Below are 15,705 nucleotides of genomic sequence, written 5' to 3' on the forward strand. Positions count from 1 at the left end.
GGCAGAGGGGGCGGGATTCGAACCCGCGGCTGACATCTCTGCCAGCGACCGCTTTCAAGGCGGTTCCGATCGGCCGCTCCGGCACCCCTCCGTGCGGGCGTCACGGCGTCGCCGGCCGCCCGTACCCGGGGGAGTCTAGACGGGCCCGGTCGGGGATGATCGGGGACATGAGCACTCCCGGCGCAGCGTCACCCAGCCCGGCGGACGGCCCGGCAGACGGTCCGGCCGGCCCGCGCGTCTACCGGATGGCGCCGCCGCTGGTCGCCCGGCTGGTCGGCTCCTCCTTCGTCGGGGTCGCGCTGCTGCTCTTCGTCACCACGGCCGTCGTCTACGCCGCCGGGTTGAGCGGGGACCTGCTGGTGATCCCGCTGCTGCTGGGGGTGGCCGGGTCGTTCACCCTCGGCTGGTGGCTCCGCTCGCGGGCCTGGGTGCTGCGCCTGGACGCCGACGGGTACGCCGTGCGCCTCGTCCGCGGCGCCCGCGTCACCGACGCCGCGTGGTCCGAGGTCCGCGAGGTGCTGACCACGACCACCAGCGGCCACCCGTACCTGGTCCTGCGGCTGGGGGACGGGCGCGAGACGGTGATCCCGGTCGAGGCCGTGGCCGGCGACCGGGAGCAGCTCGTCCGCGAGGTGCGGGCGCGGCTGCAGCGTCGGGGCTGAGCCGGATTCGCCGTCGCCCGGTGGTGCTTGTAGCCTGTGTCCGCTGTCGGGGAGGCGTCGCCTAGTCAGGTTTATGGCGCCCGCCTGCTAAGCGGGTTGAGGGTAATGCCCTCTCGCGGGTTCAAATCCCGCCGCCTCCGCCAGTCCTGCTCCCCCTCACGGGGGTGCAGGATGCTGCCCCTGTGAGGGCTCTGCGTTGCAAGATCCTGCAATGCACAGAGTTGAGCCACTCCGAGGCTCCCGGTGTCTCCTGCCACGCCCGCAGACTGTGACCGCGGTCAGGAAGACCGTGCTGGGACACTGCCAAGGAGACTCCATGAACATCACGCGCAAGATCGGCATCACCGTCGCCGCCGCCTCCCTCAGCCTCGGGCTGCTGGGCGTCTCCGCCCCGGCCCAGGCGCGCGACACCAGCTGGGGCTGCGGCGGACCCTGCCTCGTCTCGAACAAGTGATCCACGGTCCTGCGGCGGGTGGGCCGCGGCGGGACCTGATCGCTCACAGACCGGCGCACTGAGCGCCGCACATACGTGGGACCGGAGCCTCACCACCCCCCCAACTTGTGGGGCTCCCGTGCTCGACAGAGCCGGTCCCTACGGCGAAGGCGGTGACTCGAACCAGACTCGAGTCACCGCCTTCGAGGTTGATCATGCGGTGCCGGGTCGGGCTGGTCAATCGTCCTCGGGAGCGGGCTCCTGGCCCGAGACGCCCTTCGTGCCCATGACGTAGCCGAGCTGGAAGCGGGTCTGCGCGTCCCACTCGGCCTTCAGGTCGGCGACGTAGCCGGCATAGGTCCGCGGGCTGACGCCGAGGCGCTTGGCGCTGGCCGGGTCCGAGTGGCCCTCGATCAACATCCGGATCGTCATCGCCCGCTGCTCGACGGCGATGTCCTTCATCATCGCGGTGTCGCGGTTGGTGAAGGGCCGTCCCCGTTCCCACGCCCGCTCGAAGACGTCGACGAGGTACGCCACCACCGACGGCTCGCGGATGGCGATCGCCAGGCGGAGGTCGTCGTCGCCGGGGATCACGGCCACCCGCCGGTCGAAGACCAGCATCCGGTTGAAGAACTCGTCCAGCGTGCGCACCTCCGCCCCGCGTTCGGTGACCGCGGAGACGTACTGGTGCGTGACGGTGCTCCGGCGTGCGCTGTGCTGGTAGAGCGTGCGCATCGAGCAGCCGCGCTCGAGCATCTCGACGTCGCGCAGCGCGGCGGAGGCCAGCGTCTGCGGGTCCCGACCGGTCTGCGGCTGCGCGGTGAGGACCTCTTCCTCGCACTCGGCGGTCAGTCCCGCGAGGAACGGGCCGATCGCGTTGCCACGCAGGTGGGTGATCGGCCCCCCGTCGGAGGCGCGGGGGGAGCGTCGCCAGGTCTGCGTCAGCTGGCCGAAGGCCGAGGCCCACTGCGAGGACTCCTCGAGCAGCCGGGAGCCCTCCTGGGAGAGCGGGGAGACCACGCGGGACTGGATCGCGCTCGGGTCCTGGGGCTGGTAGCTGGTGCCCTCGCGGTCGGGCTGCAGCAGGCCGAGCTCGAGGAGCAGCTCCAAGGCGGGGCGTCGGGCTGCGCCCACGGCGATGCGCGGGTCGTCGACGGCGATGCCGCCCGTGCCGACGATCTCGGCGAAGAGGGCGGCCGCCTCGGACTCGAAGAGCGCGCGTTCCTCGGGGCCGTAGCTGCTCACGCCAGGACTCCTTCCGGCCACCGTCAGGAGCCGTCGGGGCCGTCGTCATCGTCCCACACGCCCCAGGGCCCCGCCCGCTGGTCGCGGACGGGGCCCTGGGTGCGGCGGGCGTACGGGCTCAGGCGTCGAGGCGGGCGCGCAGCCCGTCCAGCTCGGTCCAGAGCACCGTGGGGAGGTCGTCGCCGAACTTCTCGAACCACTCCTGGATCTCGGGCAGCTCGGCGCGCCACTCGGCCGGGTCGACCGCGAGGACGTCGCGGAGGTGCTCCTCGGTCATGTCGAGCCCGTCGGTGTCGAGCGACTCCGGGGTCGGCACGTGCCCGATCGCGGTCTCGACCGCGGCGGCCTGGCCGTCGATGCGCTCGACGACCCACTTCAGCACCCGACTGTTCTCGCCGAAGCCGGGCCACAGGAAGCCACCGTCCTCGTCGCGGCGGAACCAGTTGACGTAGAAGATCTTCGGCAGCTTGGCCGCGTCGTGGTCCTTGCCCATCGAGATCCAGTGGTCGAAGTAGTTCCCGGCGTTGTAGCCGATGAACGGCAGCATCGCCATCGGGTCGCGACGCACCAGCCCGACCTGGCCGACCGCGGCGGCGGTGGTCTCGCTGGAGAGCGTGGCGCCGAGGAAGGTGCCGTGGGTCCAGTCGCGGGCCTCGAAGACCAAGGGCACGGTGGTCTTGCGGCGACCGCCGAAGAGGATCGCGTCGATCGGGACGCCGCGCGGGTCGTCGTACTCGTCGGCGAGGATGTCGCACTGCTTGATCGGGGTGCAGTACCGCGAGTTCGGGTGGCTGGTGAGCAGGCCCTCCTCGGCCTTCTCGGGCGTCCACTCCTCGCCCTTCCACGTGGTGGCGCGGGCCGGCGGGTTCTCCAGGCCCTCCCACCAGATGTCGCCGTCCTCGGTGAGGCCCACGTTGGTGAAGACCGAGTTGCCCTTGTTGATGGTCTTCATCGCGTTCGGGTTGGTGTGCTCGTTGGTGCCCGGGGCGACGCCGAAGAAGCCGTACTCCGGGTTGACCGCCCAGAGGCGGCCGTCGTCGCCGACCCGCATCCAGGCGATGTCGTCGCCGAGGGTCTCGACCTTCCAGCCGGGGATGGTCGGCTCGAGCATGGCCAGGTTGGTCTTGCCGCAGGCGCTGGGGAAGGCCGCGGCGACGTACTTGGTGACGCCCTGCGGGCTGGTGAGCTTGAGGATCAGCATGTGCTCGGCCAGCCAGCCCTCGTCGCGGGCCATCACGCTGGCGATGCGCAGGGCGTAGCACTTCTTGCCGAGCAGGGCGTTGCCGCCGTAACCGGAGCCGAAGGACCAGATCGCGCGCTCCTCGGGGAACTGCACGATGTACTTGGTGTCGTTGCACGGCCACGCCACGTCGGCCTCGCCCGGCTCGAGGGGGTGGCCCACGGAGTGCAGGGCCGGCACGAAGTCGGCGTCGAGCTCGGTCATCCGCTCGAGGACGTTGCTGCCCATCCGCGCCATCACGCGCATCGAGGCGGTGACGTAGGCGGAGTCGGTGACCTCGATGCCGAACATCGGCTTCTCGGCGTCGAGGTGGCCCATCACGAACGGGATGACGTACATCGTGCGGCCCTTCATGCAGCCGGCGTACAGCCCGCGCATGCGCTCCTTCATCTCCTCCGGGTCCATCCAGTTGTTGGTGGGCCCGCAGTCCTTCTCGTCGACCGAGCAGATGTAGGTGCGGTCCTCGACGCGCGCCACGTCGATCGGGTCGGAGGCCGCGTGGAAGGAGTTCGGCTTGATGTCGGGGTTGAGCCGGGTGAAGGTGCCGGTCGACTCCAGGGCCGCGGTGAGCTCGGTCCACTCCTCGTCGGAGCCGGTGCACCAGTAGACGCGGTCCGGCGTGGTCATCGCCGCGACCCCCTCGACGAAGTCGATGATCCCCTGGTGCGTGGTCGGGTGGCCGGTGGCGCTGGTGCTGGACTCCTGGGTGGCGGTCATGCCTTCATCCCTCTCCCGTGATCTCGCCGCAGCCGCTGCGCAGTGGCGGTGGTGTCGTCGTCGGTGGTAATTGTTCGGACTCCGACTATTTCGACGCGAGGTTACCCGCGGGTCACACGCGGCGACATTGGAACGATCAACGACCGGCGGGTCCCGACCCGGATTCGTGCCCGGGTCAGGGGTCGGCTAAACTCGCTCAGGTTCCTGGGAGACCGGGGACGGGCGCCTGTAGCTCAACGGATAGAGCATCTGACTACGGATCAGAAGGTTTGGGGTTCGAATCCCTACAGGCGCACAGACTGGACAGGCTCATGACCTGCACAAACAGGTGCATGACCGGCTCGCTGAAAGCGGGCCACGGGGCTCTCCCGGCTCAAATATCGGCTCAAAAAAGATTCTGCGCGCCGCTGTCGCAGCCGGTCGTGCGTGGTCGTCTCCTGAGGCGGCGTCCCCCGGTGCGTCCCCCACGGCGTCCCCCGGTTGCTCGTCCCTGGGGTGATCCTCACGGTGGTCTGTCATGTCATCGGGGTGGCATGGACACCCACGCGCACACCCCTGCCGCCCCCACCGCCCCGACCACGACCGGACGCGCCCCGAGCAGCAGCCCGGCTGCTCCAGTCATCGCTGCGCCGGTCACGATGCTGCTGACCCTGGACGAGGTCGCCCTCGAGCTGCGCTGCGCACGGCGCAGCGTCGAGCGGCAGATCACCCGCCATAGGCTCGCCGCGGTGCACGTCGGGCGCTCGGTCCGCATCGAGCGCCGCGAGCTCGAGCGCTACGTCGCCCAGCTCAGTGATCAGCCCGGCGACCAGCTCAGCGACCCGCGCCGTGGGTAGGCAGCGCAAGCCCGCCGAGCAAACCACCGCCTCGCTCTACCGCGGCGCCGACGGCAGCTGGCACGCCCGGGTCACCATGGGCCGCCGCCCCGACGGCACCACCGAGCGCAAGCACCTGCAGCACCGGACCAAGGCCGCGCTGCGGGAAGCGGTCCGCGAGGTCGAGCGCTCCCGCGACACCGGGCGCTACGTCTGGACCGCCGACGACCTGACCCTCAACGCCTGGCTCGAGCACTGGCTGGGCACCGTCCTGCCGATGACGGCGAGGTGGAAGACGCTGTCGACCTACCGCAGCCAGATGCGCAACCACGTCGCGGACAGCCTCGGCGGCTGGCGGCTCAGCGAGATCCAGCCCGAGCACCTCGAGGCGCACTACCGCCGCATGGTGGAGGCGGGCCACTCCACCCACACCATCCGCGCCGTACACCGGGTGCTCTGCTCGGCACTCAACGAGGCCGTCCGACGTCGGCGGCTCGCCTCGAACCCGGCCCTGATCGCGCGTCCCCCACGCGCGGTGCAGGTCGAGGTCGACCCGCTGACCGTCCCCGAGAGCCGTCGGGTGATCGCCGCGGCGCAGCACACCCTGAACCCGCCCCGGTGGTCGATGGCGCTGTCCCTCGGCCTGCGCCAGGGCGAGGCACTCGGCCTGCTCTGGAGCGACGTCGACCTCGACGGCGGCGTGCTGCGCATCCGCCGCGCGGTCCAGCGCCACACCTGGGACCACGGCTGCGCTGCCGCCGACGGGCAGCCCGGCTGCGGGCGGAAGCGGGGCGCGGAGTGCGAGCAGCGCACCGGCGGCGGACTGCAGCTGGTCGAACCCAAGACCAAGGCCTCGCGCCGCACGGTCGTCCTGCCCGCCCCGCTGGTCGAGGAGCTCCGGGCGCACCGCGCCCGCGTCAACCGCCGCCGTCTGAGCGCCGGCGCCGACTGGGACGCCACCCACGACCTCGTCTTCCCCGCCGCCGCCGGCGGGCTCCTCGACCCCTCGCGCGACCACACCGAGTGGAAGGCCCTGCTCACCGCCTCCGGGACCCGGGACATGCGGCTGCACGACGCCCGCCACACCGCAGCGACCCTGCTGCTCCTCCAGGGCGTCGACATCCGCACCGTCATGGCGATCATGGGCTGGACCGAGATGGCCACCGCGCAGCGCTACACCCACGCCGTCGACGAACTGCGCCGGCGAGCGGCAATGCAGATGGGTGCGCTGCTGTGGGAGGACTCCGCGATGCCGCAGGTCGTCGAGTGACACGGTCCTTCGGTGCTCCGGCGTGCGGATGGGGCGGGGGACAGGTCCGGCTCAGGCCCCCAGGGCCGCGAAGATCTGCTCGTACCGCGTCTTCGGGTCGAGGTTGAGCCCGGACTTGACGAACTTCGCCCAGTCGTCGGCGAGCACCTCCTGGGCACCCGACTCGATGGCGTCGAGGCCGGCGCCCGCCAGGTCGGCCGGCGCGATCTTGGACGCGTCCACGGCCCGGGCCATGTCGGTGTCGACCAGTCCCATGTGCACGCCGACGACGTGCGTGCCCTGTCCGGCGAGCTCGAGTCGCGTGCTGTCGGTCAGGGCCCAGGCCGCAGCCTTCGACGTCGCTTACGCACCAGCTCCGGGGGCGGTGAACCACGACAACGCCGAGACGACGTTGAGGATCGCACCGCCGCCGTGGGCTCCCAGGATGGCCGCGAACGCGCGGGTCATCAGCAGGGGGCCGTAGAAGTTGGTGTCCATCTCGCGACCGATCGTCGCCTCGCCCCCGGCGACCAGCAGACTTCCGATCGAGATGCCGGCGTTGTTGATGAGGACCTGGACGTCACCTGCCGCGGCGGCCGCCGCTTTGACCTGGCCGGCGCTGGCGAAGCGGCGGTGTCGATGTCTGCAGCTGAGCCGTGGTTCAGCTCGTACTGAGTGCGCCGTTGATCGAATCGACTACCTGGTGCGGGTCGTCGACGGTGATCACGAGGCGGTCGAACTTCTCTTCGGGGTCGAGGGTGATGACGACGGTGCGTTCGTACCCTGAGATGTTCCAGAACTGTTTTCCACCGTCGGCGTGGAATGTGCCGGACAACTTTCCAGGCAGGCCGAGTCCGGGACCACGCCAGCCCTTGGGCTCGTCTCTCATGCCCGGGTCGAAGGTCGCTCCCCGGACATGCTCGAGCGGGACCTGCAGCCGGCGGGTGAACGACCACAGCTTGTTCAGACCGATCGGTTCGACCAGGAGGCGCTCCGGGGTAACCGTGACTCTGTTGCTACTCATGTCGACTCCTTCTCGTCCTGCAGCCACGCGCGGGCCAGCAGGCGCCTGCCTAGTTGCTCTTCGGTGATGGCGTGGGCTTCGAGGAGGCCCTCGATCCGTTCGCGGACACGTGGGTCGGTCGGGGCGAGTTCGAGCAGCCCGACAAGGATCACGTCGAGCCGTTCCGTCGAGCTTGCCTCTGTCGCGTCGACGGCATCGAGAACCCGCAGAAACATCCCGTGCTTGCTCCCGAAGGCGCCGTACAGACTCCCTCGATGTACGCCCGTCGTGTCGACTAGGTGGTCGATAGATGTCGACGCATACCCCCGCTGACAGAACACTGCCGCAGCGGCGCCCACCGCAACCGTCTCGTCGAACTGCCGTGGGCGACCCATAATTCGAGAATAGTTGTTCAAGAACGCCTAGTCAAGAACCACGAAGTTCGTTAATTTGCGCAGGCAGCCTCGCTGGTCGGGTCGTCTCGTGGGGTTAGCGGCGCACGAGAACCCTCGCCGTGACGGCCGTCGCTGGCGTGTCGCTTTCGCCCGACCATCGAACAGGTCGAGCGTTCAGACCCTGTCTCCGATGCGGCGGTTTATTGCGCCCTTGGTGATGGCGGCCGACTTGAGTCCGACCCCACGTCATGGTTTCCGATGGAGCCATGAACCGGACGTCGTTCGCCTATCTCGCCTCTCACGGCCTGTCGATGCTGGGCAACTCCACCGCGGCGGTGGTGCTTCCGCTCGTGGTGCTGCAGACCACCGGCAGCGCCTTGGACGCCGGCGTCGTCGCGGCCGCCGCGGCCGTGCCCGCGGTGCTCGCCGGCCTGGTCATGGGCAGCGTCATTGACAGGGTGCACCGCCGGTCCGCGTCGGTGGCCACCGACCTGGTCTCTGCAGCCGCCGTTGCCGCGCTACCGCTGGTGGACCTGGTGACCGGGTTGTCGGTGGGGTGGTTCGTTCTGTTCGGGATCGTCGGGTCGTTCGGCGATGTGCCGGGGCTGACCGCGCGCGAGGCGCTTGTGCCGCACGTAGCGCAACACAGTGGGCTCGCCGTCGATCGGCTGGTGGCACTGCGCGAGGGGGTCGGCGCGTTCACGATGCTCGTCGGACCGGCGGTGGCTGCGGGTCTGGTGGTGCTGCTCGACGGGTCCGGCGCCCTGTGGATCACCGCTGCCACGTCGGCTGCCGCGGCTTCCGTGACCCTTCTCCTGCCGCGCGACGTCGGCGCCATGAGCGGCGGCCCCGTGGTCGGGACGTCCCCTCGTGCTCAGCTCGCTCATCTGCGGGAGGGTTGGACGACGCTGCTCCGCAATCCGTTCCTGGTCAGCGTCACCGCGCTCAGCTTGCTGCTCGCTACGGTGCTGACGGCCATTCAGGGCCTGCTGCTGCCCGTGCACTTCACCGGGCTCGGCCAGGAGGGTCGCCTCGGTCTGGTGCTCAGCGCGCTCGCCGCCGGCATGCTGGTCGGCGCCGGCGGTCACGCCGTCTGGGGGACTTTGCTCTCGCGCCGTTCCTGGTTCGTCGCGGGTCTGCTCGTCTCCTGCGCGGGGGTCGCGCTGCTCGGGTCGCTGCCGCCGATCGCGCTTATGCTCTCTGGCGCTGGTCTGCTCGGCGTCGCGGGAGGGTTGCTCGCCACGGTGACGGGTGCCCTGATGAGCGAGCGGATCCCCGACACGCTGCGCGGTCGGGTGACCGGTACCCAGAACGCCGTGCTGACCGCCGCCCCGGCGCTCGGCGTCCTCGGCGCCGGCGTCGCCGTTGAGTTCGGATCGCTGAGTCTGGCCGGAGTCCTTGTCATCGTCGTGTGGTCCCTCACCGTCGTGGGTGCACTGCTCGCCCCTGCACTGCGCGATCTCGAGCCGTCGCCGCCCGCGTTGATGGTGCAATGAGAGGTATGCGCAGCAAGGAGGTCGCCGAACTCGCGGGCGTCTCGGTGCGCACGCTGCGCCACTACCACCAGATCGGGCTCCTTCCCGAGCCGACGCGGAGCGGCAATGGCTACCGGCACTACGCCCTTGTCCACGTCGCAAGGTTGTTGCGCATCCGCCGGCTCGCTGACCTCGGCATCCCGCTCGACCGGATGCCGGATCTACTCGCAGACACCGGCTCCCCGGCACTCTCGGCCGCTGATGTCCTGACCGACCTCGATGGTGAGCTGGAGGCACAAGTCGAGCGGCTGCAGGAGCAGCGACGCCAGATCGCCCAGCTGCTCGCCGACGGACGGCGACCCGACCTTCCACCCGGTCCGTCCGTCGCCGACCTGATCGCTGAGATCAGCCCCGCCATCGCCGACCTCGAGCGGGACGCCGGCATCGTCGTTGCCAGTCTCGGCAGCGAGACGTACGCCGAGGACCTGCTACGCATGGGCGAAGCGATCACCCACGCCGACGCCGATGGCGAACTGAGCGCGGTTGTCGTCCGGTTCCGTGACCTCGACCCGACTGCGCCGGACGACGAGGTGAGAGCGGTCGCCTTCGGCTTCGCCAAGCTGCTCGGTGCTGTCATGTGCAACCTTCGGTCAAGCGATACCGGGCGACGCCTCGCACTCGTCCCGCCCGGTCAACTTCCGACTCTTCTGGGCGACCCCCGGCTCAACCCTGCGCAGCTCGAAGCGCTCACAGTCCTGTCGGACTGGATCGAGGCCGGCGGCGACGTTTCAGAAAGCGATCCGAGAGCGTCGACTTGATCCCGAAGAACCAGCACGACCGTCAGCCACGGAGCTGATGGCCCAACAGATGTTCACCTTGAGTCAGATCGGCAGACCAGGCACGTCGCGATCAAGTTCAACGTCCAGCAGATGGTGTCGACGCCACAACCTTGCTCGCGGGCATGTCGTGGAGTGTCGACGTGTCCCGAAAGCGGCTACTAGACGGTTCCCCTAGGGCCGGTGTCTGGCCAGGTTCGGTCTAGGTGATCGGCGGGCAGCTCTCCATGCGGCGGGCAAGCGGCTGTTACGCGCTAGGTGGCGCCCACTCGACTATCGCCTACTCGCCTGGATTCGCCCAGGAGAGAAGGTCCTCGCGCTGGACGTGCAACGCGGGCAACATCTGCTCCCTGACTTCCTGCGGGAGCCAGCCCGGATCCGCTGTCGTCTGGGTCTCGTACTCGATGGTGCGCAGAGCAAGCGCGCGATCGTCGACGCTGAGGTGTCCAGTGAGCCGCAGCAGTGTGAATGCTGCGCCACGAATCAATGCCGCCTGGTCCAGGTAGTCGATCCCTTTGAAAGTCCCCACCAGAGCATCGAGCCCGGCCTGATCGGTCTCCAACACGTCAGCGATGGTGGAGTTCCTCCCCAGCTCATCGCGTCGCTGTCCCCAGTCCTGCAAGACGTCTGAGCCCTCATCGCTACCGAATGGCGCGGTCTCCAAGCCGGTGTCGTCGTAGATCGGGTCGTTGAAGTGGAGGACGAACGCCGGGTGCGGCGTGGGTAGGGACACTCCTGGAGTCTCTAGAGGATTCCCGAGTATGTCCACGAGACATGCGAGCGCTGTGGTCATCGTCTGGCTATCGGGTGCGGGGCTCTCTGCCCGAGCGTGCGCTCACTGGCGTCAACGGACGCTGGAGGTGTCCTGTTCGTGGTGCAACGGCGCCTGTGGACGCAGGATGCGCGGCGCGCTCAACGCGTTGCCGCCGAGCAGTTGCAGCGCTGATGCTGCTCCGGTTGGCAGCTCACACTGCCGAGTGCGGGTGCGGCCACATGCGTACCTTCGGACCACCGACAACCGAAGGAAGTGCCTCATGGGTCTCTTCAAGGTCAGCAGAACTCCGCAGGCACAGACAGAACGGGACCTCAGGATCAAGGGCCGGATCAGCCATCGCAGCCTCCGAGAGCTCCAGGACCAGCTTCACGCCGTCGGAGACCTCGGCCTCGATCTGGACGAGGCCCTCCGCAGCCCGAGCCAACGCCAAAAGGTCGATATCGCCACTCTGATCAAGGCGTTGGCCGTCGCGACGGAAACTGCCGAGCTGGCGCTCGCGGAGGTCGTTGCACTCCGACAGGCTCTCGAGTGACCTGACAGGCCATGGGGGAGGGGGCCGTCGACCGTGACATGACGCCGTTGCGGTGGAATGACGCGCCTCGCGACGCAGAGTCAGGAGTGGTGAACCCGTGGTCGGGCTGGGACCTCAGCGGGTGCCCAGTACGGAGTCGAGCAGTCCCGGGAACACTGCGTCGAGCTCGTCGCGGCGCAGGCTGAGCAGGCGCCCGCGTCCCTTGGACACGTTGCGGACCACGCCGGCCTCGCGCAGCACCTTGAGCTGGTGCGACTTGGTCGCCTTCGGCACCGGGCCGCCGGTCGCGCTGCAGGCTGCCATGTCCATCGGCCCGTCCACGAGCTGGCGCGCCAGGGCAAGGCGCGCCGGATCGCTCAGCGCGAAGAGCACGTCGGTGATGGCCACGTCACTGATCGGGGGGTGGTGGAGCTCGGTGGCAGCCGTCATGGTTCGACAATAGTTGAACCATTGGCAAGACTCACGTACCGTCGCCATGGTTCGAACTTCGTCGAACCAATATTGATCTCCGCGAGGACCCACCATGGCCACCACCGTCGACGCCCCGGCCCCTGTCCGTCGTGGCCACCCGGCCGGCTTCGCCCTCGCCCTCGGCGCGATCCTGGTGATGATGGCCGGGGCCAGTGCCCCATCGCCGTTCTACCCCGTGCTCCAGCGCGACATCGGGTTCTCCTCGGCCATCCTGACCGGCATCTTCGCGGTGTACGCCGTCGCGCTGCTCCTCACGCTCTTGGTGACCGGCTCGCTGTCCGACCACCTGGGCCGCCGTCCGGTCGTCTCGGGTGCCCTGGCCCTGCTGGCCGTCAGCATGCTGGCCTTCTGGCACGCCGACTCCGTCACGCTCCTGGTCACCGCTCGGATCGTCCAGGGCGTCGCCAGTGGTCTGCTGCTCTCCTCGCTCACCGCCACCGTGGTCGACCTCGAGCCCCCCGGCCGCCCCGGAGTCGCCGCCACCGCCAACAGCGTCATGCCCCTGGCCGGCCTCGCGCTCGGCGCGCTGGTCGGCGGCGCCGTCATCGACCGTGCTGACGCCCCGTTGGCAGTGGTCTTCGGCGTCCTGACCGGCGTCTACGCGGTGCTCGCGCTTGCCGTGTGGCTGCTCCCCGAGACCTCTCCTCGTCACGACGGCGTGCTCCGGTCGTTCCGACCCACCGTCGGCGTCCCGGTCACCGCCCGCCCGGCTTTCGCGCGCAGCGCCCCGGCCCTGTTCGCCGGTTGGGCCACCGGTGGGCTCTACCTCTCGCTGGGCGCGCCGATCGTCGCGCAGGAGCTCGGTGGCGCCCGCCACGTCGAGCAGGGACTCGTGGTCACCACGCTGACCGGGGTCGGCGCCCTGTCCAGTTTCGTGGCCCGCAACCGGACCTCGCGCGAGATCACGATCTACGGCACGACCGCGCTCGCCCTCGGCACCGCACTCACGCTGGTCGCGCTCGCGTTCGGCTCCTACTGGGGCTTCATCGCCGCCGCCGTGGTCGCCGGCTCGGGCTTCGGCACCGCGTTTCTCGGCATCATGCGCTCCATCACCCCGACGGTGGGACCCGACGAGCGGGGCGAGCTGTTCGCTTCGGTCTTCGTGGTCAGCTACCTCGCCTTCGGAATCCCCGCCGTCGTCGCCGGCGTGGCCGCACCCCACGTGGGCCTGGCCGCCACGACGTACGCCTACGGCGGGCTGGTCATCGTCCTTTCCGCGACGGCGGCGCTCCTGCGCAGATACCGCTCGACTGACTGACAGATCCAGCAGCGACATCGGCGCGGGGCTTCGTGAGAGCGGTCGTCTGGACGAGCAGAGGGTTGCGGAGCAGATGGCGAAGGCAATCTAGGAAGGCTGAGGGCCTCGCACGCTCGCTGCGCATCATCGGCCGTGCAGGTCACGTCCGTAGCGGTCGAAGACGCTGCTCGAGCAGGCACGACGACCACGACGAGGGGCCTACTGCCGGGCGTCGGTGCCCTGGCTTGCCCGTCCGGGATGACCCGCCCTTTGCGGGTGAAGCGTCTCGCCGCGCGCCAGCATCTCAACCATCTCGGTGATCTTGAGGGCCCGGCTCTCAGCGCGCTTCATGTTCTCGACCCGATGGATCAGCGCGAACCGGTTGGCGCTCGTGAGCACGTTGAACATCGCCCGCGCGTCCGGATCCGCCGCTATCGCCGCGGCCAGGTCGTCGGGCGCCTGGCGGGTCGCCGGACCGGCGTACGCCGAGTCCCACCGCCCGTCGGCGCGCGCGGCGTCGACCGCGGCGCGCCCGGCGTCGGTCATCCGGCCCTGCTCTTCGAGAGTCGATACGAGTGCGACGTTTCGCTGGGACCAGCTGCTCTTGGGGCGTCGCGGGGTGATGCGCACGGTGTAGCTGGAGTCGTCGCGTTTGCCGGCCTGGCCGTCGATCCAGCCGAAGCAGAGCAGTTCCTCGACCGCGCTCGCCCACGTGATCGTGGTGTCCGTGCCGCCCTTCTTGGTCAGCACCAGCCGCACGCCGGGCGACGTCGCCTGGTGCTCTTCGAGCCACGCTCGCAGCGCGGCCGGGTTGGTCACGAGCAGCTCGGGCAGCAGGGTTGCCATGGTCCGACGCTAGCCGCGGACGCCGACACCTGCGCCTCTGAGGCGGCGGGTTGACGCGGCCTCAGATCGCTGCAGCTTGAAGCGGATAGTGCGAGTCACTACCGCCTAATGTCAGCGCATGGTTGACGACCAGGAGCGGCAGCACCAGGTGAGAGATCTCCAGTCCCGCCTTCACATCTTCGAAGGCCTGGTGTCAGTGCTGGGTGATCCTCACGCGTTTGTTGACGTCGTACTCCAGGGCGCTGATATGTCTGACGCACTGCGGTCGCTGAGGGCTAGCTATGGGTTGAGCGACATTCAGGCGCAGGCAACGCTTGACCTGCAGTTCCGCAGACTTGACCAGACGTCGCAGTCCAAGATCCGGGCTGAGCTGGAGGACATCCGGACTGAACTGGCGCGGCTCACCACGACCTAGCCATGGGCGGCGCAGATCCCCCAACCACCGGCATGGGCGGACGTCTAGTGCGTCTCGTTCGCGGCGCATTGGGCGCACCAGCGGTTCAGGCCGAGTACTGGACGCACGGATCGTGGTGGTACCTGCGGAGGCAGTCGTAGCGGGCCGGTGCCCTAGTTGTGATGCCCAGGCACGTTGGTCGAGATCCTGCGACGACACGATCTGACCTGTAGATGGACGAAGGCCTCCCCGGTGTGGAGTGGAGCTGTCTAGGAACCGCTCCGCCACCGAAGGAGGCCTTCGTGTCCCACGCTACCCATGCAAACGCTGCCCTGACCCCCCGCGCACGACTACGACTCGCGCGACTGATCGTCGACCAGGGATGGCCGCCCGTTCGTGCTGCTGAGCGCTACGACGTTTCCTGGCGCACGGCGAAGAAGTGGGCCGACCGCTACCGCGACGAGGGACCCGACGGCATGCACGACCGGTCCTCGGCACCACACCGCCAACCGAACCGGACGCCGGCACCGGTGGTCCGCAAGATCGTGCACCTGCGCTGGAAGCAACGCCTCGGACCAGTCGAGATCGCTGACCGACTCGGCATGGCGTCCTCGACCGTCCACGCCGTCCTGGTCCGCTGCCGCCTCAATCGGCTCACCCACATCGACCGTGCCACCGGGGAGCCGATCCGTCGCTACGAGCACGAGCAGCCCGGAGACCTGCTCCACGTCGACGTCAAGAAGCTCGGCAAGGTCCCCGACGGCGGCGGATGGCGCTACGTCGGCCGCCAGCAAGGCCAGAAGAACCGGTCAACAACTGTGGCGCGCACCGGCACACCACGCAGCAAGCACCGCGACCCAGTCATCGGGACCTGCTACCTGCACACCGTGATCGACGACCACTCCCGCGTCGCCTACGTCGAGGCCCACGACGACGAGACCAAGGAAACCGCGGTCCTGGTGCTGCGCAACGCGGTCGCCTGGTTCGCCCAGCGCGGCGTCACCGTCCAACGGGTCCTCAGCGACAACGGCAGCTGCTACAGGTCCCACTTGTGGCGCGAGACCTGCGCCGAACTCAGCATCACACCGAAGAAGACCCGGCCCTACCGACCTCAAACCAACGGCAAGATCGAGCGCTTCCACCGCACCCTGGCCGAGGACTGGGCATTCAAGAAGTTCTACAACTCCGAGTCAGCCCGGCTCGCCGCTCTGCCAGCATGGGTCCACCAGTACAACCACCACCGACCCCACTCAGCAATCGGGAAGGCCGCACCCATCACCAGGTTGAACAACCTGGCTGGGCATCACACCTAGTCCTGCGCCTGCTCATCGTCGAGCCGCGCGAGGTCTTCCGTCGCCTGATCCCTGAGCCGTGGTCGTT

At 69.1% G+C, this 15,705-nt stretch carries 19 protein-coding genes and 3 tRNA genes; 12 read left to right on the forward strand and 10 right to left on the reverse strand.

Annotated features, from left to right (window positions below; genetic code table 11):
- Positions 1 to 2 precede the first annotated feature (2 nt).
- Positions 3 to 91: transfer RNA gene (locus tag ENKNEFLB_RS00700), tRNA-Ser, on the reverse strand.
- A gap of 76 nt (positions 92 to 167) precedes the next feature.
- Here ENKNEFLB_RS00700 and ENKNEFLB_RS00705 point away from each other — a divergent pair.
- The 3 genes from ENKNEFLB_RS00705 (at position 168) to ENKNEFLB_RS00715 (ending at position 1,116) form a co-directional block, all read left to right on the forward strand.
- A complete protein-coding gene (locus ENKNEFLB_RS00705) occupies positions 168 to 662 on the forward strand; it encodes a hypothetical protein (protein WP_214057446.1) in 495 nt (164 codons plus the stop codon).
- A gap of 50 nt (positions 663 to 712) precedes the next feature.
- A tRNA-Ser gene (locus ENKNEFLB_RS00710) sits at positions 713 to 805 on the forward strand.
- A gap of 173 nt (positions 806 to 978) precedes the next feature.
- The gene (locus ENKNEFLB_RS00715) at positions 979 to 1,116 is read left to right on the forward strand and encodes a hypothetical protein (RefSeq protein ID WP_214057447.1); all 138 of its coding nucleotides are present in this window, start codon (positions 979 to 981) and stop codon (positions 1,114 to 1,116) included.
- 216 nt (positions 1,117 to 1,332) lie between these two features.
- Here the strand turns inward: ENKNEFLB_RS00715 and ENKNEFLB_RS00720 are convergent, their stop codons facing one another.
- Together ENKNEFLB_RS00720 and ENKNEFLB_RS00725 are read right to left on the reverse strand one after the other, a co-directional pair.
- Positions 1,333 to 2,340 carry a LuxR family transcriptional regulator gene (locus ENKNEFLB_RS00720; protein ID WP_214057448.1) on the reverse strand — a complete coding sequence of 336 codons (1,008 nt, stop codon included), beginning with the start codon at positions 2,338 to 2,340 and terminating at the stop codon, positions 1,333 to 1,335.
- Positions 2,341 to 2,458: 118 nt separating this feature from the next.
- A complete protein-coding gene (locus ENKNEFLB_RS00725; protein WP_214057449.1) occupies positions 2,459 to 4,297 on the reverse strand; it encodes a phosphoenolpyruvate carboxykinase (GTP) in 1,839 nt (612 codons plus the stop codon).
- 222 nt (positions 4,298 to 4,519) lie between these two features.
- On the opposite strand from ENKNEFLB_RS00725, the gene ENKNEFLB_RS00730 reads away from it, so the two are divergent.
- The 3 genes from ENKNEFLB_RS00730 (at position 4,520) to ENKNEFLB_RS00740 (ending at position 6,382) form a co-directional block, all read left to right on the forward strand.
- A tRNA-Arg gene (locus ENKNEFLB_RS00730) sits at positions 4,520 to 4,592 on the forward strand.
- 238 nt (positions 4,593 to 4,830) lie between these two features.
- Positions 4,831 to 5,133, forward strand: coding sequence for a helix-turn-helix domain-containing protein (locus ENKNEFLB_RS00735; protein WP_214057450.1), 303 nt, complete (start codon positions 4,831 to 4,833; stop codon positions 5,131 to 5,133).
- Complete coding sequence (locus ENKNEFLB_RS00740; protein WP_214057451.1) at positions 5,126 to 6,382, forward strand: tyrosine-type recombinase/integrase; 1,257 nt, start codon at positions 5,126 to 5,128, stop codon at positions 6,380 to 6,382. Before ENKNEFLB_RS00735 ends, ENKNEFLB_RS00740 begins: the two co-directional genes overlap by 8 nt.
- A 51-nt stretch (positions 6,383 to 6,433) precedes the next feature.
- Here the strand turns inward: ENKNEFLB_RS00740 and ENKNEFLB_RS00745 are convergent, their stop codons facing one another.
- From ENKNEFLB_RS00745 to ENKNEFLB_RS00760, 4 genes are all read right to left on the reverse strand, one after another.
- A complete protein-coding gene (locus ENKNEFLB_RS00745; RefSeq protein ID WP_214057452.1) occupies positions 6,434 to 6,637 on the reverse strand; it encodes a Rossmann-fold NAD(P)-binding domain-containing protein in 204 nt (67 codons plus the stop codon).
- An 87-nt stretch (positions 6,638 to 6,724) separates the two neighbouring features.
- Complete coding sequence (locus tag ENKNEFLB_RS22800; RefSeq protein ID WP_214059252.1) at positions 6,725 to 7,054, reverse strand: SDR family NAD(P)-dependent oxidoreductase; 330 nt, start codon at positions 7,052 to 7,054, stop codon at positions 6,725 to 6,727.
- A complete protein-coding gene (locus tag ENKNEFLB_RS00755; RefSeq protein WP_214057453.1) occupies positions 7,023 to 7,385 on the reverse strand; it encodes a hypothetical protein in 363 nt (120 codons plus the stop codon). Before ENKNEFLB_RS00755 ends, ENKNEFLB_RS22800 begins: the two co-directional genes overlap by 32 nt.
- Positions 7,382 to 7,759 (reverse strand): TetR/AcrR family transcriptional regulator, encoded by a 378-nt coding sequence (locus tag ENKNEFLB_RS00760; RefSeq protein WP_214057454.1) that lies wholly within the window; start codon positions 7,757 to 7,759, stop codon positions 7,382 to 7,384. The genes ENKNEFLB_RS00755 and ENKNEFLB_RS00760 overlap by 4 nt, the downstream gene beginning before the upstream one ends.
- A gap of 266 nt (positions 7,760 to 8,025) precedes the next feature.
- On the opposite strand from ENKNEFLB_RS00760, the gene ENKNEFLB_RS00765 reads away from it, so the two are divergent.
- Together ENKNEFLB_RS00765 and ENKNEFLB_RS00770 are read left to right on the forward strand one after the other, a co-directional pair.
- On the forward strand, positions 8,026 to 9,255 hold the full coding sequence (locus tag ENKNEFLB_RS00765; RefSeq protein WP_214057455.1) for an MFS transporter: 1,230 nt from the start codon (positions 8,026 to 8,028) through the stop codon (positions 9,253 to 9,255).
- 5 nt (positions 9,256 to 9,260) lie between these two features.
- The gene (locus ENKNEFLB_RS00770; protein WP_214057456.1) at positions 9,261 to 10,052 is read left to right on the forward strand and encodes a helix-turn-helix domain-containing protein; all 792 of its coding nucleotides are present in this window, start codon (positions 9,261 to 9,263) and stop codon (positions 10,050 to 10,052) included.
- 298 nt (positions 10,053 to 10,350) lie between these two features.
- On the opposite strand, the gene ENKNEFLB_RS00775 is transcribed toward ENKNEFLB_RS00770, so the two are convergent.
- Positions 10,351 to 10,863: a hypothetical protein gene (locus ENKNEFLB_RS00775; protein WP_214057457.1), complete on the reverse strand. Its 513-nt coding sequence runs from the start codon at positions 10,861 to 10,863 to the stop codon at positions 10,351 to 10,353.
- Between the two features lie 241 nt (positions 10,864 to 11,104).
- On the opposite strand from ENKNEFLB_RS00775, the gene ENKNEFLB_RS00780 reads away from it, so the two are divergent.
- Complete coding sequence (locus ENKNEFLB_RS00780) at positions 11,105 to 11,377, forward strand: hypothetical protein (RefSeq protein ID WP_214057458.1); 273 nt, start codon at positions 11,105 to 11,107, stop codon at positions 11,375 to 11,377.
- A 114-nt stretch (positions 11,378 to 11,491) separates the two neighbouring features.
- Here the strand turns inward: ENKNEFLB_RS00780 and ENKNEFLB_RS00785 are convergent, their stop codons facing one another.
- The gene (locus ENKNEFLB_RS00785) at positions 11,492 to 11,806 is read right to left on the reverse strand and encodes an ArsR/SmtB family transcription factor (RefSeq protein WP_214057459.1); all 315 of its coding nucleotides are present in this window, start codon (positions 11,804 to 11,806) and stop codon (positions 11,492 to 11,494) included.
- A gap of 94 nt (positions 11,807 to 11,900) precedes the next feature.
- On the opposite strand from ENKNEFLB_RS00785, the gene ENKNEFLB_RS00790 reads away from it, so the two are divergent.
- Positions 11,901 to 13,106: an MFS transporter gene (locus tag ENKNEFLB_RS00790; protein ID WP_214057460.1), complete on the forward strand. Its 1,206-nt coding sequence runs from the start codon at positions 11,901 to 11,903 to the stop codon at positions 13,104 to 13,106.
- A gap of 198 nt (positions 13,107 to 13,304) precedes the next feature.
- On the opposite strand, the gene ENKNEFLB_RS00795 is transcribed toward ENKNEFLB_RS00790, so the two are convergent.
- Positions 13,305 to 13,931 (reverse strand): YdeI/OmpD-associated family protein, encoded by a 627-nt coding sequence (locus ENKNEFLB_RS00795; RefSeq protein ID WP_214057461.1) that lies wholly within the window; start codon positions 13,929 to 13,931, stop codon positions 13,305 to 13,307.
- A 118-nt stretch (positions 13,932 to 14,049) separates the two neighbouring features.
- Between ENKNEFLB_RS00795 and ENKNEFLB_RS00800 the strand changes: the two genes are divergently transcribed.
- A complete protein-coding gene (locus ENKNEFLB_RS00800) occupies positions 14,050 to 14,346 on the forward strand; it encodes a DNA gyrase subunit A (RefSeq protein ID WP_214057462.1) in 297 nt (98 codons plus the stop codon).
- A gap of 281 nt (positions 14,347 to 14,627) precedes the next feature.
- Positions 14,628 to 15,638, forward strand: a complete 1,011-nt coding sequence (locus ENKNEFLB_RS00805) for an IS481 family transposase (protein ID WP_214057463.1) — start codon at positions 14,628 to 14,630, stop codon at positions 15,636 to 15,638.
- Positions 15,639 to 15,705 lie beyond the last annotated feature (67 nt).

Origin of the sequence: Nocardioides aquaticus, assembly GCF_018459925.1 — a bacterium.
Taxonomy (GTDB): domain Bacteria; phylum Actinomycetota; class Actinomycetes; order Propionibacteriales; family Nocardioidaceae; genus Nocardioides; species Nocardioides aquaticus.